General features: G+C 53.7%; 20 protein-coding genes and 2 pseudogenes. 18 read left to right on the top strand and 4 right to left on the bottom strand.

The genetic code is table 11. The annotated features are described in order from the left end of the window. The first annotated feature begins 51 nt into the window (after positions 1-51). The 8 genes and pseudogenes from U5A05_RS18420 to U5A05_RS18400 all read left to right on the top strand — a co-directional run bounded on the left by U5A05_RS18420 (position 52) and on the right by U5A05_RS18400 (position 3,703). Complete coding sequence (locus U5A05_RS18420; RefSeq protein ID WP_321834258.1) at positions 52-405, top strand: hypothetical protein; 354 nt, start codon at positions 52-54, stop codon at positions 403-405. An 874-nt stretch (positions 406-1,279) separates the two neighbouring features. Continuing rightward, a pseudogene (locus U5A05_RS24325) lies at positions 1,280-1,537 on the top strand (polymorphic toxin type 50 domain-containing protein); the annotation flags it as partial. Between the two features lie 3 nt (positions 1,538-1,540). Next, positions 1,541-1,843, top strand: coding sequence for a MafI2 family immunity protein (locus U5A05_RS24380; RefSeq protein ID WP_482218823.1), 303 nt, complete (start codon positions 1,541-1,543; stop codon positions 1,841-1,843). 46 nt (positions 1,844-1,889) lie between these two features. Further along, the gene (locus tag U5A05_RS18415; protein ID WP_321834257.1) at positions 1,890-2,309 is read left to right on the top strand and encodes a DUF6883 domain-containing protein; all 420 of its coding nucleotides are present in this window, start codon (positions 1,890-1,892) and stop codon (positions 2,307-2,309) included. Between the two features lie 10 nt (positions 2,310-2,319). Continuing rightward, complete coding sequence (locus tag U5A05_RS18410) at positions 2,320-2,517, top strand: DUF4926 domain-containing protein (protein WP_321834256.1); 198 nt, start codon at positions 2,320-2,322, stop codon at positions 2,515-2,517. A 62-nt stretch (positions 2,518-2,579) separates the two neighbouring features. Beyond that, positions 2,580-2,780 carry a DUF6883 domain-containing protein gene (locus U5A05_RS24320; protein WP_425262887.1) on the top strand — a complete coding sequence of 67 codons (201 nt, stop codon included), beginning with the start codon at positions 2,580-2,582 and terminating at the stop codon, positions 2,778-2,780. Between the two features lie 84 nt (positions 2,781-2,864). Then, entirely contained in the window at positions 2,865-3,089 is a 225-nt protein-coding gene (locus tag U5A05_RS18405) for a hypothetical protein (protein ID WP_321834255.1), read from the top strand. 383 nt (positions 3,090-3,472) lie between these two features. Further along, positions 3,473-3,703, top strand: a complete 231-nt coding sequence (locus tag U5A05_RS18400; protein WP_321834254.1) for a hypothetical protein — start codon at positions 3,473-3,475, stop codon at positions 3,701-3,703. Positions 3,704-4,131: 428 nt separating this feature from the next. Here the strand turns inward: U5A05_RS18400 and U5A05_RS18395 are convergent. After that, positions 4,132-5,295: pseudogene (locus U5A05_RS18395) on the bottom strand (IS3 family transposase). 411 nt (positions 5,296-5,706) lie between these two features. Here U5A05_RS18395 and U5A05_RS18390 point away from each other — a divergent pair. Then, positions 5,707-6,789: a hypothetical protein gene (locus U5A05_RS18390; protein ID WP_321834253.1), complete on the top strand. Its 1,083-nt coding sequence runs from the start codon at positions 5,707-5,709 to the stop codon at positions 6,787-6,789. A gap of 115 nt (positions 6,790-6,904) precedes the next feature. Here the strand turns inward: U5A05_RS18390 and U5A05_RS18385 are convergent, their stop codons facing one another. Continuing rightward, positions 6,905-8,155 carry a ribonucleotide-diphosphate reductase subunit beta gene (locus tag U5A05_RS18385; RefSeq protein ID WP_261739327.1) on the bottom strand — a complete coding sequence of 417 codons (1,251 nt, stop codon included), beginning with the start codon at positions 8,153-8,155 and terminating at the stop codon, positions 6,905-6,907. A gap of 92 nt (positions 8,156-8,247) precedes the next feature. Here U5A05_RS18385 and U5A05_RS18380 point away from each other — a divergent pair, with 92 nt between their 5' ends. Beyond that, a complete protein-coding gene (locus U5A05_RS18380) occupies positions 8,248-8,574 on the top strand; it encodes a hypothetical protein (RefSeq protein WP_261739326.1) in 327 nt (108 codons plus the stop codon). 84 nt (positions 8,575-8,658) lie between these two features. Here the strand turns inward: U5A05_RS18380 and U5A05_RS18375 are convergent, their stop codons facing one another. Together U5A05_RS18375 and U5A05_RS18370 are read right to left on the bottom strand one after the other, a co-directional pair. Continuing rightward, entirely contained in the window at positions 8,659-8,955 is a 297-nt protein-coding gene (locus U5A05_RS18375) for a hypothetical protein (protein WP_261739325.1), read from the bottom strand. A gap of 141 nt (positions 8,956-9,096) precedes the next feature. Next, positions 9,097-9,360 carry a DUF2790 domain-containing protein gene (locus U5A05_RS18370; RefSeq protein ID WP_261739324.1) on the bottom strand — a complete coding sequence of 88 codons (264 nt, stop codon included), beginning with the start codon at positions 9,358-9,360 and terminating at the stop codon, positions 9,097-9,099. 415 nt (positions 9,361-9,775) lie between these two features. Here U5A05_RS18370 and acs point away from each other — a divergent pair, with 415 nt between their 5' ends. From acs to U5A05_RS18330, 8 genes are all read left to right on the top strand, one after another. Then, positions 9,776-11,731, top strand: coding sequence for an acetate--CoA ligase (gene acs / locus U5A05_RS18365; RefSeq protein WP_261739323.1), 1,956 nt, complete (start codon positions 9,776-9,778; stop codon positions 11,729-11,731). Positions 11,732-12,318: 587 nt separating this feature from the next. After that, complete coding sequence (locus U5A05_RS18360) at positions 12,319-13,092, top strand: ABC transporter substrate-binding protein (protein WP_261739322.1); 774 nt, start codon at positions 12,319-12,321, stop codon at positions 13,090-13,092. Positions 13,093-13,183: 91 nt separating this feature from the next. Continuing rightward, on the top strand, positions 13,184-13,873 hold the full coding sequence (locus tag U5A05_RS18355) for an ABC transporter permease (protein ID WP_261739321.1): 690 nt from the start codon (positions 13,184-13,186) through the stop codon (positions 13,871-13,873). Continuing rightward, the gene (locus tag U5A05_RS18350; protein ID WP_261739320.1) at positions 13,870-14,568 is read left to right on the top strand and encodes an ABC transporter permease; all 699 of its coding nucleotides are present in this window, start codon (positions 13,870-13,872) and stop codon (positions 14,566-14,568) included. Before U5A05_RS18355 ends, U5A05_RS18350 begins: the two co-directional genes overlap by 4 nt. A 1-nt stretch (position 14,569) precedes the next feature. Then, on the top strand, positions 14,570-15,682 hold the full coding sequence (locus tag U5A05_RS18345; RefSeq protein ID WP_261739319.1) for a succinylglutamate desuccinylase/aspartoacylase family protein: 1,113 nt from the start codon (positions 14,570-14,572) through the stop codon (positions 15,680-15,682). Positions 15,683-15,705: 23 nt separating this feature from the next. Then, positions 15,706-16,470 carry an ABC transporter ATP-binding protein gene (locus U5A05_RS18340; protein ID WP_261739318.1) on the top strand — a complete coding sequence of 255 codons (765 nt, stop codon included), beginning with the start codon at positions 15,706-15,708 and terminating at the stop codon, positions 16,468-16,470. Positions 16,471-16,585: 115 nt separating this feature from the next. After that, positions 16,586-17,566, top strand: a complete 981-nt coding sequence (gene argR / locus U5A05_RS18335) for a transcriptional regulator ArgR (RefSeq protein ID WP_261739317.1) — start codon at positions 16,586-16,588, stop codon at positions 17,564-17,566. 284 nt (positions 17,567-17,850) lie between these two features. Beyond that, positions 17,851-19,071: an aspartate aminotransferase family protein gene (locus U5A05_RS18330; RefSeq protein WP_261739316.1), complete on the top strand. Its 1,221-nt coding sequence runs from the start codon at positions 17,851-17,853 to the stop codon at positions 19,069-19,071. Positions 19,072-19,132 lie beyond the last annotated feature (61 nt).

Below are 19,132 nucleotides of genomic sequence, written 5' to 3'. Positions count from 1 at the left end.
GGTTTTCTTGGTGCAAAAGCAACAACTAAGGTAATTACCGAGTTTGGGCCTATGAATCAGGGCCCGTTACCGAAAGGAATCGCGGACACATTTCGTGGCGGTACGTACTCAGAGGTCGTTACTCAACAACCGACCACGTTGTATCGTGTTTATGGTGGGACTGCGCAGGAGCTAGGTGGCTATTGGACAGCGACAAAGCCAGCAGGCCCTGTCCAGTCGATTATTGACAGCGCTTTGAAACCCGAATGGGGGAATACTGCTACAAAGGTGGTCAAAATTGAAGTTTCTATAGGAACTAAGTATTTTGAAGGCGTAGCTGCTCCTCAAGGTGGACTAGTTGGGGGTGGTAACCAGGTGCTGTTTCCGAAAGATTTCAAAATTGACACTTCTTGGATAAAGCAATGAATGAGTGTAATTGGGAAGTTATAGAGGGGTTTTCATCTCCTAGGGAGTATGAACGATTTTCTGCCTGGATCACCGAACAGGTTAAATCTGGGATTACAGAGCAGACTCCTGTTCAGGACAGCTATGCGGGGCCAGGATTTGAAGAAAAATGGTTCAAGTGCATAGTGTCAAATGAAACGTGGAGATTGGTTTCCCCTCAAGCTCCTTTTCAAGGATATTGGGGGCCAGTTTAGAGAAGCCGGGTATTGAGTTGGTGCAAAAGTAACAGGTGGTGCAGTAGAGCTAACGTTTGACAAGGCTACCCGGACTTGGACAACTCCAGCTGGTCTAGACTATGGACAAGGATCGGTTCAAGGAAACAGAGTTTTGCATGTTTTAGAGCATGCGGAGCCGAATCCGGCCAAGACAACACATAGCGTCTTTAGTATGGACAGAAAAGAGATTTTAGGCGCTGTCGATGAAGCATGGCTCAAGAAAGGTAGTCATGTAGTAGGTGATCCGGGTGCATATGTTGTCCCGATGGGCCGAGCGATTGGTACTTCGGGAGAAACGAGTATTAAAATTATTGTTCGGCCTGGGACCAGTCAGGTCATTACCGCCTATCCTGTGAAATAGAGAAGTTTTATATGTTGTGTCCACGGTGTGAGCAGGGAGATATTGTCAAGGCTAAAATTATAGCTGACGGCACTTGCTTGTTCGTATGTCAAGAGTGCGAGGCCTCATGGTTTTTATACGAAGACATTGGCGTTAGGGCCTTTTTCGACTATGGGACTTATATGGAAAGTCTAGGGCTGAAACCACTATGGAGTGAGTTGAAAATTATTCCTGGGTAGGTGCAAAAGAGGTACCGGCTGTTAAATGGAGTGCCCAAGAGAAGCATTTTTCAGGTCATAATTCGTACACCCCAGGCCGTAGTGTTTTGACAAGTGACTCCCGAAAGCTTGCCGAAAGTGCTGGGACTGGACAACAGGTCGGTAATATTCCAGTTGGCCTGTCAGGCTCGAAAGAAAGGGTGAATTTTGGTGGGCCTATAGGGGCTTATATAGATGGAGCAGGCGTGGCAACACCTACTGCGAATGGAATAATTCACTACTCTAAGGATGGTATCCACATTGTGCCAGCGAGGCCGTGAATAATGTGCTCTATTGATAACGCAATCGTGATGGCCCGTCTAAGTATTCAGAGGGCATTGTTAGGAGAAGTGTCGGGGAGGCTTCGTGCTGTTATTTTTTCAGTATCGGAATTGTTTTTGAATATTAGATTCTATTTCGACGGTGAAATCGGCGAAGATGATTTCGAATCTGCCTCCTGTGTTGAAACTGAGGTGCTTGCTGATTACGAGGAAAATTGGACGGTTATAGTGAAATGTTTGCGGTTATATGCCTCGGAGACGATACTTGATGATGGGGTTTGGGTATTCAGGCGGCGTGAAATGTAAGAATAATTAAGTTGGTGCAAAAGCAACCGGCGAGGTAGCTGCTACCGTGCCGCGGACTCCTCTAGCAGGCCCAACAGGTAACTGGAAAAATTACACTCACGCAGAGGCTGTCATTCAGACCCAAGCATCTGGCCGGTTGGTAAATGCAGAAAAAGCGGTTATTGATCCGAGCAAAGTGACATCTTATGCATTGAACACAGCGCACCCTGTTGGCGGTAACAAAGCAAAGGTCTTTGAGTCGGCCTTGGGCTACAATCAAACGAATGCTGCCAGTTTAATAACAAAAGTACAGGAGGGTGCAATGCTGTATCCTGCGAAGTTAGGCGCTTCTGATAAATTTGGTCAGCGTATAACTATAGATATGCCAATAACTGGGCCAAACGGTAATACGGCAACTGTCCGTACAGGCTGGATATATGGTCCGGGTTCTGCCACACCTAGGATGACGATCCTCTATGTCAAGTAAGGAGTATAAGGTGGGTTATTCGCTTTTTGATGTGGTTGTGTTAATCGAGGATATTCCGGAGGAGGGGTTGCGGGCAGGTATGAAGGGGGCGATTATTGAGACCTATGGTCAGCCAGTTGAGGGGTATGAAATAGAGTTTTGTGACGACCAGGGGCGAACAGTTGCACAGTTGGCATTATCCTCTGATCAATTCCAGCTCTATAAGTAGGTGCAAAAGCGACAGGTGGTGCAATTGACGCTGGCTTTGATACTGCTAACCTGCAGAGTAAATTGCAGGGGTACCTACTTGACGCAGGGCACCCTCAGAACCAAACCAAAGCCACTTGGTTTCAGCAGGCTCTTGGCTTTGACAAGAATAATTGGGAGGTGTTGGCGTCGCAGATTCAATTTAATGAAGCGAAGACTGTGGTGATAAAAACAACTCAATATGGTCAGACTTTCGAGCAGGACAATCCCTATTGTCGGGACTAATGGGAGAACCATTGACGTACCTTTCGTATTTTTAAAAGACGGCTCAGGTACCCTTCGCCTTGTAACAGGAATTCCGGCAAAAAAATGAATATATTTCGCGAAAATGATGTCGTTCTTCTCCGGGAAGGGGTAGAGGCCAAAATAATTACTGGAGATGACGTCTTTATACCCGAAGGGGCCGAAGGCACAATTGTTATTGTACATGGCAGTGCTGATCAGCCCTCGGCCTATGAGGTTGAGTTTTTCATTCCAGAGAAAAACGATTTTGCTCTAGCTACGGTGGATGTAGGTTTGGTATGTAAAGTCTGATTGTTCCTTTGGTGCAAAAGCTACTGCTACAACGGGAGAAGTTGTAGCTACTGAAGCCACAAGTGCAAATGCCCAAGCTGCATTGAGAGCGAAACTATCAGGACTACAAAAAGCTCAAGAGACAGCAGCGGTCACTAGAATACTGCCTGATGGCCGTTTCGTTACTACACACAAGAGGTTCCTGCAAGGACAGAAGGACCTACTAGGGGTGCTTCTTTCGCCACGGAGTTTGATCCTAAAACGGGCAGTACGAGGCAATGGATGGAAAGCTATGACCGTGCAGGAGAAGTAATCCGTGTCCACCCTAAAAGTATTAATGGGCAGCCGGTTGATGCTCAGCACTACCCTCCGACCGGAGCAGAGCTAAAGAGTTGGGGGCAGCAATGAGCATGGAAGACATAGTGGCTGACAGACTTGGAAGAGTAGTTGCTCATGGATTTGATATTTTTAAAATATCAAAAGAGGCACTTGATATTTACCAAGATCCAAACCTTTCTCTCACAAAAGCTTTAGACATTGCGTTGTTGTCACTAATGGCAATGGTCGAAGGGCCAGAGTTTGAGATGACAGAAAAAGAATTTTATGATTTTTTATCTGATATTCGACAGATGTAGTTTTCAATATACCCAACTTGATCAAGCACTATCGACACCGGCCTTGCGCCGGTGTTTTGCACCCTTTTTGCCGCCTTCCTGCACCCATCCTGTAGTCTTCTTGTACTCAAACTGTACCCTTTGTGTAGTCCTTTTGTCTCATAGCCTGACGACCTACGGTCTACCTGCTCAATACGTCCTTTTACTGTATGAAATTTTGCTCCTTAACCGGAGCAAAATCTCAATACACAATACGCACCTCTTGCGAGGTGAGTATTTTCTATATGCATCAATTAGTTATCCGATTTCTGCCTTCTAGGCGCTGCTATACATTTGTAATACAAAACACAGGGTTCGCCCAATAAACACGGATGTGCGGTGTATTACCTTTGTAATACACAGATCTATCGCCTTTCGATTACTCCTTCCCCTTAGTCGCTGTGTAGTGGTCAACTAATCCCGGACACGACGTTAAATTTTTTCTCGGCTTGAGCTTGCGCGAGCCCAGCGTTGAATTGATGGGGCCGAATCCAGTTGTACCGATGCATCAAAAAATGACTGATGTCGCGTTGGTCCTCTTGGGCCGTTCGGTAGCCCGTGGTTGGTATCCATTCAGTTTTCAGGCTCCGAAACACACGCTCCATTGGCGCATTGTCCCAACAATTTCCTCGGCGACTCATGCTCTGGCGCATTCGCTAACGCCAGAGCCGCTGGCGGAATTAACGGCTCGCATACTGCGACCCTTGATCCGAGTGAAGCAGCAGCCCCTGAGGTCTTCCACGTTGCTCATAGGCCATATCCAGCGCCTTAATAACCAGCTCGGCGTCCGGCTTTTCCGACAACGCCCAACCCACCACCCGGCGCGCGCAAAGATCCAGCACAACAGCCAGGTAGTGCCATTTACCTTGAGCCCAGATGTAAGTGATGTCGCCGCGCCAGACCTGGTTGGGCGCAGGAACATCGAACTCCCGATTCAATGTATTCGAGATATCCAGCCGTTCGACCGTTGCTCGTTTGTACGCATGAGAACCTGGCTGTTTGCTCACAAGCTCAAGTTCGCGCATTAAGCTACGTACCTTGAATCGGCCCAGTTGCTCACCGTCATCACGCATCATCGCCAAGATGCTGCGGCTGCCCGCAGCGCTGCGACTTTGCGTGAACAGTTCATTGACCCGACTGTGCAGCCGAAGCCACTCAACATCAGGAGTCCGGCGACTGAGACGCTGAGCGTAGAAACACGAGCGGGTGACTTCAAACACCTTGCACAGCCAATCAACCGGCTCGTGGACGCTCAGTTGGTCAATCAGCGCGAACGCTCGTGATCTTCCGACATCAAGAGCGCGGTAGCCTTTTTTAGGATGGATTTCTCTCGCTCAAGTCGAGCGATACGAGCTTCCAACTCCTGAATTTTCTGCTGTTCCGGGGTCAGCGCTTTGCTCTGCGGGGTAACGCCTTGGCGTTCCTTCTGAACTTGGTCAACCCAACGGCGTAGTGCCGACTCACCGACACCGAGTGAACGGCTGGCTTCGATGTAGCTGTAGTTTTTGCTTGAGTACGAGGTCGGCAGCCTCGCGTTTGAATTCAGCGGAAAAGGAACGGCGTTGTTTGGTCATCTGACACCTCGATCTGGCGAGCATTCTAGCCTAAATGGGGGGCCGGTTTCATTAGACCACTACACTTTGTGCCATGCGGTGTTTACGACAATATTTTTCGTACAGAACTTAGGACTCCAGCCACAAGATTATGTAAGTAGAGAAATTTCTTCGCCGAGATCAGAAACTTCTTAAATCTTTTATTTCAAATAAACCTAAAACTTACTCCCGTTCAGGGACATTCGGACGCTCTTGCTTACGAGTTAATCCCACAACCAGATTAACGAATTATGGAAGGGCATCAGCATGACTGTTCGGGATTGAGTGATCACTACGCCGAGACACAACAGAAACCCTGAAAAAGGTTTTTTGGTAGTCGGATGATGCCTGTTTGAATGTGCCCCCTTATCTGAAATAGCGGTACCGGAAGAAATGACTCAATCTGCAATTCATCCCGCCCTCGCTACCAATCAACTCCTGTATCTGCTGTATGGCGACAAGGCTGTTTATCGGCATGAGGCGAAGTTCAGTATTTTGTCGGCGCTACGCCACAGGAAGGTTTCAGCGGACTTTACGATTACGCTGATGACTGACCAACCCGAGGCGTTTGATGGCTGGCCAATCACAGTGTTGCCTCTGGACGCTATGACACTGGATGCCTGGCAAGGTGCAGGCGGTTATTATCATCGGCGCAAGGCTTGCGCCATCCAGGCAGGTGTTGCGCTTGCTGGCAAAACTATTTTCACTGATACCGATACGGTTTTTTTCAAAGACCCTGCTCAACTGTTCAAACGCGTCACTGATGATCAGTTTTTGATGGATGAGTTTGAGTGGTATTGGGACGAAGCTTCCCGGCGCTCGGAGTTCAGCGCACTCGTTACACATCTCAAGGGTGAAAATAAAGTACCCGTACCTGCCTTGAGGCTGTTCAATAGCGGAATTTGCGGGATGACCAAGGCCAACGGGGATCTTCTCGAGGGGGCCATCAGTTTGATTGATCAATGGACTCATCATGGCGCAACGCTCCTTACGATTGAGCAAATCGCGATGTCATTTATGTTGGCCGGTCGGAAAGTCGTCGAGGCCAATGACTGCATCAATCACTATTTCTCGGTGAAGCGCTATCACCATGCAATGTACCAGGCGTTTTTCGAAGAGCAGGGCGAGGGCTATCGCGATGACTTGCCAAGAGCGACATTTGCTGTTCCCGACCGGCTTCCAAATAACTCGCTGCGCAATCGCTTACAGCTTAGATGGAGGTTCAGGGGGCAATGCTCTACTTCCCGAAAGGTAGCCAAGTTCTATCTATTGGGTAAGCAGGCTGATCGTTCTTCTTATCTTGATACTTGCAAGTATCTTTGGTGGGCTGTGGCTGTTGATGAACTTAGCAGCCTGGAACCTGCTGGCAAGTCCTTCACGAAGTTGGCTGCGTTATGGCAGGCGGATTCTGAATTTTTGAGTTTCATAAAGGGGAATAAAACACAAAAAGATGAAAGGTATATTTTCACTGGGTGAGTCTGAAATTTGCAAGGAGGGAGGTCATTTATGTCGGAACAACGTGCACAAAAAAAGGGCCAACAATTGTTGGCCCTTTTTGCTTGTTACGAATGGCTTGAATCAAGCCCCCGTATCAATCCCAGCTCAACGCGCCGCCGGTTTGGTATTCAATAACCCGCGTTTCGAAGAAGTTTTTCTCTTTCTTCAAGTCCATGATTTCGCTCATCCATGGGAACGGGTTGGTGGTGCCCGGGTATTCTTCTTTCAGGCCGATCTGCGACAGGCGACGGTTGGCGATGAACTTGAGGTAGTCCTCCATCATCGCTGCGTTCATGCCCAGTACGCCGCGCGGCATGGTGTCGCGTGCGTATTCGATTTCCAGCTGGGTGCCTTGCAGGATCATCTGCGAAGCTTCTTCCTTCATTTCAGCGTCCCACAGGTGCGGGTTTTCGATTTTGATCTGGTTGATCACGTCGATGCCGAAGTTCAGGTGCATGGATTCGTCGCGCAGGATGTACTGGAACTGCTCGGCAACACCGGTCATTTTGTTGCGACGGCCCATCGACAGGATCTGCGTGAAGCCGCAGTAGAAGAAGATGCCTTCCAGAACGCAGTAGTAGGCGATCAGGTTGCGCAGCAGTTCCTTGTCGGTTTCGACGGTGCCGGTTTCGAACTTCGGATCGGAGATCGAACGGGTGTACTTCAGGCCCCAGGTGGCTTTTTTAGCGACCGACGGGATCTCGTGGTACATGTTGAAGATCTCGCCTTCATCCATGGCCAGCGATTCGATGCAGTACTGGTAGGCGTGGGTGTGGATCGCCTCTTCGAATGCCTGGCGCAGGATGTACTGGCGGCACTCCGGGTTGGTAATCAGGCGGTATACGGCCAGTACCAGGTTGTTGGCAACCAGGGAGTCGGCTGTGGAGAAGAAGCCCAGGTTGCGCATCACGATGCGACGCTCGTCGTCGGTCAGGCCTTCCGGATTTTTCCAGAGGGCGATGTCGGCGGTCATGTTGACTTCTTGCGGCATCCAGTGGTTTGCGCAGCCGTCGAGGTACTTCTGCCACGCCCAGTCGTACTTGAACGGTACGAGCTGGTTGAGGTCGGCGCGGCAGTTGATCATCATCTTTTCGTCAACCGCAACACGGGCGGAAGCGCCTTCGAGTTCGGCCAGACCTTCAGCGATGTCGAGGTTGTCCAGAGCGGCCTTGGCGCGAATGATCGCAGCCGAGTCGTTGGCTGTAACTGCACGGGCTTCCTGGGCTGCAACACCGCCAGCGGCGTCGAGGCGGTCCATGTTGGCTTCGGTGGCGTGGCCAGCGTTGGCGCCTTTAACGGCGACTTCGCCTTCGTCTTCTTTGTCGAATTCGTCCCAGCTCAGCATGACGTGTCGTCTCCTGCGTGAGGGCCTGATAGCCGTGTGAAAACACTGATGGTTTGTTTTTTACACGGCCATAGGCCACTTGGATCTAAGAAATGTTGCTTGCAGTAGCGTTGTGCTCACGCAAAAACATGAATGTGTACGGTGGCTTGTACCGCTGTCGCTCAGGGGAGGAGGTCGTACCTGCACTCACCCTGGACCTTGAGGTCGTAGCAGCGTGGTTTTATAGCCCGGCAAGGGGATATTTCAAGCCTTTTTGGTGGCTGCAGTATACGGCTTTTGCACAAGGTATTTCAGCCAGTATTTTTTTAGAGCATGCGACGAAACGCCCTAAATTTGTGTTGGGCTTAAGCATGGCTGCGGCTGAGCGCGGGTTCACCGGGGCAGAAGTTTTTTTACCAGGGGCCGAAGCGGTCAAATGACCTGGGGCTTGAGCGGGAATGAGGCGGGCTTTGACGCGGGGCAGACCAAGCCCGGCCGAAACCGGGCGTCGAGTCGATGCGGTGTTAGCTGAGGCGATGGCCGTTGGTGCGGTCGTAACCGTCTTCGGCAAAGGCGGCCGAGCGGGTGTTGTCGTAGCCATCCTCGGCAAAGCTGGCCGAGCGGGTGTTGTCGTAACCATCTTCGGCAAAGCTGGCCGAGCGGGTGTTGTCGTAGCCATCTTCGGCAAAACTGGCCGAGCGAGTGCTGTTGTAACCGTCTTCGGTAAAGGTGGCTGCGTGTGTGCGGTCATAACCGTCGGCGGCAAATGCGGTGCTGGCTAGGACGGACAAACTGAAAGCCACAATCAATGAACGTTTCATTTAATAATTCCCGTGCGATACAGGCGCAGGCAGGCAACTTTTCAAGGGCGATAAAGTTACGTTGATAGTTGCAAGAAGAGCCGTGTTGGATCGCTTTAACAAGTGAGTTAATTAACGCTGGAATAAATCGGGAGCCGTTAATCAGCCGTTGGAACAACCGTTGCCCATTACGCGGTACTCAAGGGTGTGTTGCATGCCCTGCGAGTCTTCGTAGACCATTTGGGCCGGTACGACTTCGCAAACGCTGGGGATTTCGCTCATGGAAATAACTTTGGCGATATCCAGTTCGGACGAGTAGGAATACTGTTCAACGGCAGGCTGCTGATGTGCAGCATGTGCGTTAACTTCATCAGCCATGGCGGTCAAACACACACTGCTCAGGGCCAGAACTAACAACGCTTTCATTTCAAAATTACCTGTTTTAGGTCGAGAGGGGTCACGCAGCCCTTGTGAGGCTACGTGTGAAACCGAGTAATGAAGAGCGATTAAACTTGCCTTCGTGGGGGCTGTAACTTGGGTTAATCGCGGTGCCTTGGTTGGCGAGATGAATTTTAGGCCTGTGTCGTCCGGGCATATAGAGGGAGTTTTGATAAAGACTATTGACAGTTTCTGCAACAATCGTCGAAAACAGGGCTCTTTTTTGACGTTTGCAAGGTGAGCGTTGAGCAGTAAGACGCTGTAAGTACCGGTCTTGAGCCTTGCGCAGAAAAACCATGATTTTTCTGCGTGTTTCTTACTACCAACGTCGAATGGATCTCACGGCCTGGCCCGGCTAAAACAGGGTCATAAAACAACAACTACAAGCATTGAGGTATGAAACATGAGTGCCGCTTCCCTGTATCCCGTACGCCCTGAAGTCGCTGCTAATACGCTGACTGACGAGGCGACCTACAAGGCGATGTACCAGCAGTCCGTCGTCAACCCGGATGGCTTCTGGCGCGAACAAGCAAAGCGTCTCGACTGGATCAAGCCTTTTACTACCGTCAAGCAGACCTCCTTCGACGATCACCATGTCGATATCAAATGGTTCGCCGACGGCACCCTCAACGTTTCCTATAACTGCCTGGACCGCCACCTTGCCGAGCGCGGCGATCAGGTAGCGATCATTTGGGAGGGCGACGACCCTTCCGAGCAGCGCAACATCACCTACCGCGAATTGCACGAAGAAGTGTGCAAGCTGGCCAACGCCTTGCGCGGTCAGGATGTACACCGTGGTGACGTTGTCACTATCTATATGCCGATGGTGCCTGAAGCCGTGGTCGCCATGCTGGCGTGTACCCGCATTGGCGCAATTCACTCGGTAGTGTTTGGTGGCTTCTCGCCCGAGGCGCTGGCCGGGCGAATCATCGACTGCAAGTCCAAGGTGGTGATCACTGCAGACGAAGGTCTGCGCGGCGGCAAACGCACGGCACTCAAGGCCAATGTCGATGTGGCACTGACCAACCCTGACACCTCGAGCGTGCAGAAGATTATCGTGTTCAAACGCACCGGCGGCGACATTGCCTGGTACAAGCACCGTGATATCTGGTACCACGACTTGATGGCTGTGGCCTCGAAGCACTGCGCGCCGAAAGAAATGGGCGCCGAAGAAGCCTTGTTCATCCTTTATACCTCGGGCTCAACCGGCAAGCCCAAGGGTGTGCAGCACACCACGGGTGGCTACCTGCTGTATGCGGCCATGACCCACGAGCGCGTGTTCGATTACCGTCCTGGCGAGGTTTACTGGTGCACGGCGGACGTGGGCTGGGTAACCGGTCACACCTATATCGTTTACGGGCCGTTGGCCAACGGCGCGACCACGTTGCTGTTTGAAGGTGTGCCGAACTATCCGGACATCACCCGTGTGTCGAAAATTGTCGACAAGCACAAGGTCAACATTCTCTACACCGCGCCAACCGCCATTCGCGCCATGATGGCTGAAGGTCAGGCAGCGGTTAAGGATTTCGACGGCTCCAGCCTGCGCCTGCTGGGTTCGGTGGGTGAGCCAATCAACCCTGAGGCCTGGAACTGGTACTACACAACGGTCGGCAAACAGCGCTGCCCAATCGTGGATACCTGGTGGCAGACCGAGACCGGGGCTTGCATGATGAGCCCGCTGCCGGGTGCGCATGCGCTCAAGCCGGGCTCTGCTGCACGTCCGTTCTTCGGTGTGGTGCCGGGGCTGGTGGATAACCTGGGCAACCTGATCGAGGGCGCTGCCGAGGGTAACCTGGTGATTCTTGATTCGTGGCCGGGGCAGGCGCGGACCTTGTATGGCGATCATGATCGATTCGTCGACACCTACTTCAAGACCTTCCGTGGCATGTACTTCACCGGTGACGGCGCGCGTCGCGACGAGGATGGCTACTACTGGATCACCGGTCGTGTAGATGACGTACTGAACGTGTCCGGACACCGGATGGGTACGGCTGAAATCGAAAGCGCGATGGTGGCGCACCCTAAAGTCGCTGAAGCTGCAGTGGTTGGCGTGCCGCATGACATCAAGGGGCAGGGGATCTATGTCTACGTCACCCTCAATGGTGGCGAAGAACCGAGTGAAGCGTTGCGCCTTGAGTTGAAAAACTGGGTGCGCAAGGAGATCGGTCCAATTGCCTCGCCGGATGTGATCCAGTGGGCGCCGGGCCTGCCGAAAACCCGCTCGGGCAAAATCATGCGCCGGATCCTGCGCAAGATCGCTACCGGTGAGTATGACGGTCTTGGCGATATTTCGACCTTGGCCGATCCGGGTGTGGTGCAACATCTGATCGAAACCCACAAGAGCATGAAGGTCGCGTAACGCGCTTTCATTGTCATCGAGCCCCGCCCGGCGCTGCCTGGCGGGGTTTTTTATTAATGGTCTTGTAGCCGCTGCCGAAGGCTGCGATAAGGGGCGCAGGGCCTTCGCTTTGAATTTAAATCGCTGCCTGCGGCAGCGGCGACAGGAGAAGTGTTGGAGGGAGTGTTACCGCATATGTAACCGGCTGCACAGCAACGGGGCATTCCGACACCCAAAGCACCGTTTTAGAGCCCTATTTGACCCGCTATAAAATAAGATGAAACGCTGCACTTGCCGGAATAGAAGGGTTTGCGAATAATAGGCCCGCTATTTGCAGCTTCTATAGGTTCTACGTCTTTTCCTCTTGCATTTATTTGAAGAGTTGTCAACACCCAAGACCGCCTTTTTCGATGCATCTGTAATTAGTTGTCGCATTGAAGAAATAACGGCTTGAAGCCTGTCGTTAGAATGCCGATCACTCGCTCGTCGTTGTTGTGCTGATTTCAGCTCAACGCCAGTAGGACGTTGCGCCGCATTCCCGGTTTAACCTCCGCATATTGGGCTTAGGCTCACTCTGCTTTTATTGCCCTTACCGATGGAGTCCTAAGATGAAGAAACTCGTGCTTCTTGGCGCCCTGGCACTGTCCGTGCTGTCCCTGCAGGCTTTTGCTGCTGAAAAACCTCTGAAGATTGGTATTGAAGCCGCTTACCCTCCGTTTGCTTCCAAAGCCCCGGATGGCAGTATCGTAGGTTTTGACTACGACATCGGTAATGCGCTGTGTGAGCAGATGCAGGTCAAATGTGTGTGGGTCGAGCAAGAATTTGATGGTCTGATCCCTGCGCTTAAAGTACGCAAAATCGACGCGATCCTGTCCTCGATGTCCATCACCGAAGACCGCAAGAAGTCTGTCGATTTCACCAACAAGTACTACCTGACCCCGGCTCGCCTGGTAATGAAGGAAGGTACTGTGGTCAGCGACAGCCTGGATGAGCTCAAAGGCAAGAAAATCGGCGTACAGCGCGGTTCGATCCACGACCGTTTCGCCAAGGAAGTTCTGGCACCTAAAGGTGCAGTCGTAGTGCCTTACGGTTCGCAGAACGAAATCTACCTGGACGTAGAAGCGGGCCGTCTTGATGGCACCGTTGCAGACGCCACCCTGCTGGACGACGGTTTCCTGAAAACCCCGGCTGGCAAAGGCTACGCATTCGCAGGCCCGGCATTTACCGACGTTAAATACTTTGGTGATGGCGTGGGTATCGCAGTGCGCAAGGGCGACGCCCTGAAAGACAAGATCAACGCTGCTATCACGGCTCTGCGTGAAAACGGCAAGTACAAGCAAATCCAGGACAAATACTTCAACTTCGATATTTACGGTCAGTAATACATCGCAGTTATTCGTCCGAAATGGCGCAAGCGACAGGATCTCTGAAGTTTGCGCCATTTTTTCATCCCCATTTCTGAGGACCTGAATCATGTTGAAAGGCTACGGGGCTGTCATCCTCGATGGCGCTTGGCTGACGCTTCAGCTCGCCTTGTCGTCCATGGCCCTGGCCATTGTTCTAGGTCTGATCGGTGTTTCGTTGCGCTTGTCGCCGGTACGTTGGCTGGCTTGGATGGGCGATCTGTATTCAACGGTAATCCGCGGGATTCCCGACCTTGTGCTGATTTTGCTGATTTTTTACGGCGGTCAGGACTTGCTCAATCGCGTGGCGCCAATGCTGGGCTACGACGACTATATTGATTTGAACCCGCTGGCGGCCGGTATTGGCACTTTGGGCTTTATTTTTGGCGCCTACCTGTCCGAGACCTTTCGTGGTGCTTTCATGGCCATCCCCAAGGGGCAGGCTGAGGCCGGCATGGCGTACGGGATGAGTTCGTTTCAGGTGTTTTTCCGGGTATTGGTGCCGCAGATGATTCGCCTGGCGATTCCGGGCTTTACCAATAACTGGCTGGTGTTGACCAAGGCCACGGCCCTGATTTCGGTAGTCGGCTTGCAAGACATGATGTTCAAGGCCAAGCAGGCGGCAGATGCCACCCGCGAGCCGTTCACTTTCTTCCTGGCGGTTGCGGCGATGTACCTGGTACTGACCAGTGTTTCGCTGCTGGCGTTACGACAACTTGAGAAGCGCTACTCGGTAGGCGTAAGGGCGGCTGATCTATGATCTTTGACTACAACGTCATCTGGGCCAGCATGCCGCTGTACTTGAGCGGGCTTCTGGAAACCGTGAAATTGCTCGGCATTTCGCTGTTTTTCGGCTTGCTGGCAGCAGTCCCGCTGGGGCTGATGCGGGTTTCCAAGCAAGCCTGGGTCAACCTCCCTGCCTGGCTTTTTACCTACGTGATTCGCGGCACGCCGATGCTGGTCCAGCTGTTCCTGATCTACTACGGCCTGGCTCAGTTTGAAGTGGTTCGTGACAGTTTCATGTGGCCGCTGTTGTCCAGTGCGACGTTCTGCGCGTGCTTGGCATTTGCCATCAACACCAGCGCCTACACCGCCGAAATCATTGCCGGTAGCCTGCGGGCCACGCCTAATGGCGAGATTGAAGCCGCCAAGGCAATGGGCATGTCGCGCTCGAAAATGTATCGCCGTATCTTGCTGCCGTCGGCCATGCGCCGGGCTCTGCCGCAATACAGCAACGAAGTAATCATGATGTTGCAGACCACCAGTCTGGCCTCCATCGTGACTCTGATCGACATTACGGGCGCCGCGCGCACCGTCAATGCGCAGTATTACTTGCCGTTTGAGGCCTACATCACGGCCGGTGCTTTCTACCTGTGTCTGACCTTCATTCTGGTGCGCCTGTTCAAACTGGCCGAGCGCCGCTGGCTGGGCTACATGGCCCCACGGAAGGCCTGACATGGAACGAATTGATCATCTGTTGCCCTGGAACAGCTTGGGTTCTGAGCGCCACTTGACGGTATTTCGGTTTGGCGCGGGTGAGCGCAAGGCCTACATTCAGGCCAGCCTGCATGCCGATGAGTTGCCGGGCATGCGCTGTGCCTGGGAGTTGAAGAAGCGCCTGGCCGAACTTGAAGCTCAAGGCGCCTTGAACGGCGTGATCGAATTGGTGCCAGTAGCCAACCCCCTGGGGCTTGGCCAACTGCTGCAAGGCAGTCATCAGGGGCGTTTTGAGTTTGGCAGCGGCAAGAACTTCAACCGCGATTTCGTTGAGTTGAGCGAGCCGGTAGCGCAGAAGCTGGCAGGGCGCCTGGGCGAAGATCCGCACGCCAATACCCGACTGATCCGTCAGGCAATGCTTGATGTGTTGTCCGAGCTGCCCCCTGCAGCCAGCCAGCTGCAAGGCATGCAGCGTGTGTTGCTGAGCCATGCCTGCAGCGCGGATATCGTGCTTGACCTGCACTGCGAGACCGACGCTGCACTGCATATGTATGCCTTGCCTCAGCATTGGCCGCAGTGGTGTTCGCTGGCTGCGCGACTGGATGTGCGTGTTGGTCTGCTGGCCGAGGATTCGGGCGGCAGCTCCTTCGATGAAGCCTGTTCGTTGCCGTGGCTGCGCTTGCAGCGCCAGTTTGCTGATGCGCAGATTCCATTGGCCTGCATGGCAACCACGCTGGAGCTGGGTGGGCAAGCCGATACCGGGCGCCCGCAGGCTGAGGCTTATGCCGAGGGCATTCTGGCGTTTCTGGCCGAGCAGGGGCTGATCACTGGCGACTGGCCGGTAGCGCAGTATGAAGCGTGCGAAGGCATGCCATTCGAAGGCACTGAGTTGTTATTTGCACCGCACCCCGGTGTGGTGAGTTTTTTACGTCCGGTGGGCGCCTGGGTTGAAGTGGGCGAGCCGCTGTTTGAAGTGATTGATCCTTTATCCGACCGGGTCAGTACGGTATGCGCAGGAACATCCGGCGTGTTGTTTGCCGTTGAGCGACTGCGTTATGCCCAACCCGGTTTCTGGCTGGCTAAAGTGGCGGGGCGCGAGCCTTTGCGTCACGGGCGCTTGCTCAACGACTGACTGTTTTTGTGAGAACCGACAGCATGTACAAACTTGAAGTCCAAGACCTGCATAAACGCTATGGCAGTCATGAAGTGCTCAAAGGCGTTTCACTGGCCGCCAAGGCGGGCGATGTGATCAGCATCATCGGTTCCAGTGGTTCCGGCAAAAGTACCTTTTTGCGCTGCATCAACCTGCTTGAGCAGCCCCATGCAGGCAAGATCCTGCTCAATGGCGAAGAGCTCAAGCTGATTGCCAACAAGGACGGCGCACTCAAGGCTGCTGATCCCAAGCAGTTGCAGCGCATGCGTTCGCGCCTGTCGATGGTGTTTCAGCATTTCAATCTGTGGTCGCACATGACCGCGTTGGAAAACATCATGGAAGCGCCAGTGCACGTGCTGGGGATGACCAAGGCCGAGGCCCGTGAAAAAGCCGAGCATTACCTCAACAAGGTAGGCGTGTCCCATCGCAAGGATGCCTACCCAGGGCACATGTCCGGCGGTGAGCAGCAGCGTGTGGCGATTGCCCGTGCGCTGGCGATGGAGCCTGAAGTCATGCTGTTTGACGAGCCGACCTCAGCCCTCGATCCGGAGCTGGTGGGTGATGTACTGAAGGTGATGCAGGACCTGGCGCAGGAAGGCCGGACCATGGTGGTGGTGACTCACGAAATGGGCTTTGCCCGTGAAGTGTCAAACCAGCTGGTGTTCCTGCACAAAGGGATTGTTGAGGAAAGCGGCAATCCGCGTGAAGTGCTGGTCAATCCACAATGCGAGCGGTTGCAGCAGTTTCTGTCGGGCAGCTTGAAGTAACTGCAGTTTTAAGACTGCCTCTGTGCACCAAAATAGGTCATGCTCCGCATCCCGCGCAGCTGGCCTAGGCTAGTTGCATAGGTTTTATTCCCGTTTTCGTTCCGGATAGCACGCTATGACCGCCCATCGAATTGGTTTCCTCATTTGGCCCAGCACCAAAGCCTTGACCCTGGCGCTGGCCGAGGAAGCGTTGCGTGTTGCTCAGCGCGTGCATCCTGAAGTCGTTTACGAGTTGTTGTTCCTGCAGGCCGAGCCGCCTATCGAAGGCGCCTGGCAATTGCCCGGCGAGCCCTGGAACGGCAAGCTTGAAGGTTGCCAAAAACTGTTCCTGCTGGCAGACGAGCCTCCGACCTCCCTGGCGCCAGCCTTGAGCAGCGCGCTCAAGCAGCTGGTGCGGGCAGGGTGTGTGATTGGCGGGTTGTCGGCCGGGGTCTATCCGCTGGCGCAATTAGGCCTGCTCGATGGTTATCGTGCCGCGGTGCATTGGCGCTGGCAGGATGATTTTGCCGAGCGTTTCCCCAAGGTGATTGCCACCAGTCATTTGTTTGATTGGGATCGTGATCGCCTGAGTGCCTGTGGCGGGTTGTCGGTGCTCGATTTGTTGCTGGCTGTGCTGGCCCGTGATCATGGCGCTGAGCTGGCCGGTGCGGTTTCCGAAGAGTTGGTGGTGGAGCGCATTCGCGAGGGTGGCGAGCGTCAACGCATCCCGCTGCAAAACCGCCTTGGTTCCAGCCATCCCAAGCTGACCCAGGCCGTGTTGCTGATGGAAGCCAATATTGAGGAACCGCTGACCACTGACGAAATCGCCCAACATGTGTGCGTATCGCGTCGGCAGTTGGAGCGAATCTTCAAGCAATACCTCAATCGGGTGCCCAGCCAGTATTACCTGGAGCTGCGCCTGAACAAGGCCCGGCAAATGCTGATGCAGACCAGCAAGTCGATCATTCAGATCGGTTTGTCCTGTGGTTTCTCGTCTGGGCCGCATTTTTCCAGTGCGTATCGCAACTTTTTCGGCGCGACGCCGCGAGAAGACCGTAACCAGCGCCGCAGCAGCAGCCCGTTCGAGTTGTCATCGGCACCCGCCGAACGCGGCTGAAATCGTCCCGCCCCATCCTGCCCCTGAAACCAGCATGACCTGCCGTTGCGGCAATGCTCATGCTTTGGGGGCAAATCAGCGCGCCAGAGTGCTGCCGTAAATACGCCCCAGCGTTTAAACTGCGCCTTTGTGACGGAATATGTCGCATTGTCGTAAGCCTGTGTAAATCGTGGTTTGGCGCTATAAGAAGTTGTCGCTTGGCGACAAGGCGCGCCCCCGATGTGTCCCTACAATCCCCCCATCGCTCGCCAGTTTAGGCAGGCGTTCCTCTTCAGGAGACTCCGATGTCCGTTGAGCAAGCCCCGGTGCAACGCGCCGATTTCGATCAGGTCATGGTTCCCAACTACGCACCTGCGGCCTTTATTCCTGTGCGTGGCGCCGGTTCCCGTGTCTGGGACCAGGCAGGTCGAGAGCTGATCGACTTCGCGGGTGGCATTGCCGTTAACGTTCTTGGCCATGCGCATCCGGCACTGGTTGGCGCGTTGACTGAACAGGCAAACAACCTTTGGCACGTATCTAACGTGTTCACCAACGAGCCGGCACTGCGCCTGGCCAAAAAACTGGTGGATTCGACCTTCGCCGAGCGCGTGTTCTTCTGCAACTCGGGTGCCGAAGCGAACGAGGCCGCCTTCAAGCTGGCCCGTCGTGTGGCCCATGACCGTTTCGGCGCCGAGAAGTACGAAATCATTGCCGCGCTCAACAGCTTTCACGGCCGCACGCTGTTCACCGTAAACGTAGGCGGGCAGTCGAAGTACTCCGACGGTTTCGGTCCAAAAATCACCGGTATCACCCATGTTCCGTTCAACGATCTTGACGCGCTGAAAGCGGCGATCTCGGACAAGACCTGTGCCGTGGTGCTGGAGCCGATTCAAGGCGAAGGCGGCGTGCTGCCTGCCGAGCAGGCTTACCTGCAAGGCGCCCGCGAGCTGTGCGACCAGCACAATGCGCTGCTGGTGTTTGACGAAGTGCAAACCGGCATGGGCCGTACCGGCGAACTGTTTGCCTACATGCATTACGGCGTGACGCCGGACATCCTGACCAGTGCCAAGAGCCTGGGCGGTGGTTTCCCGATCGCAGCCATGCTGACCACCGAAGCGCTGGCCAAGCATCTGGTTGTCGGAACCCACGGCACCACTTACGGCGGTAACCCGCTGGCGTGCGCAGTCGGCAATGCGGTGATCGATGTGATCAACACCCCTGAGGTACTGCAAGGCGTTAAAGCCAAGCATGACCTGTTCAAAACCCGTCTTGAGCAAATTGGCCAGCAATACGGCCTGTTTACTGAGGTGCGTGGCATGGGCCTGTTGATCGGCTGTGTGTTGAGCGATGCCTGGAAAGGCAAGGCTAAAGATATCTTCAATGCCGCAGAAAAAGAAAACCTGATGATTCTGCAGGCTGGCCCCGATGTGGTGCGTTTCGCTCCAAGTCTGGTGGTTGAAGAAGCCGATATCGAAGAAGGTCTGAACCGCTTCGAGCGAGCCGTTAAAACACTGACACAAGCCTGACCGGCATTCCCTGTGGGAGCGAGCCTGCTCGCGAAAGTCTCGAGAGCCGCGCTATCGTTCA

The sequence above is a fragment of the Pseudomonas kulmbachensis genome (assembly GCF_963681935.1).
Taxonomy (GTDB): Bacteria; Pseudomonadota; Gammaproteobacteria; order Pseudomonadales; family Pseudomonadaceae; genus Aquipseudomonas; species Aquipseudomonas kulmbachensis.
The sequence above is the reverse complement of the archived record's forward strand: the minus strand, read 5'-3'. Positions and strand labels throughout refer to the sequence as shown.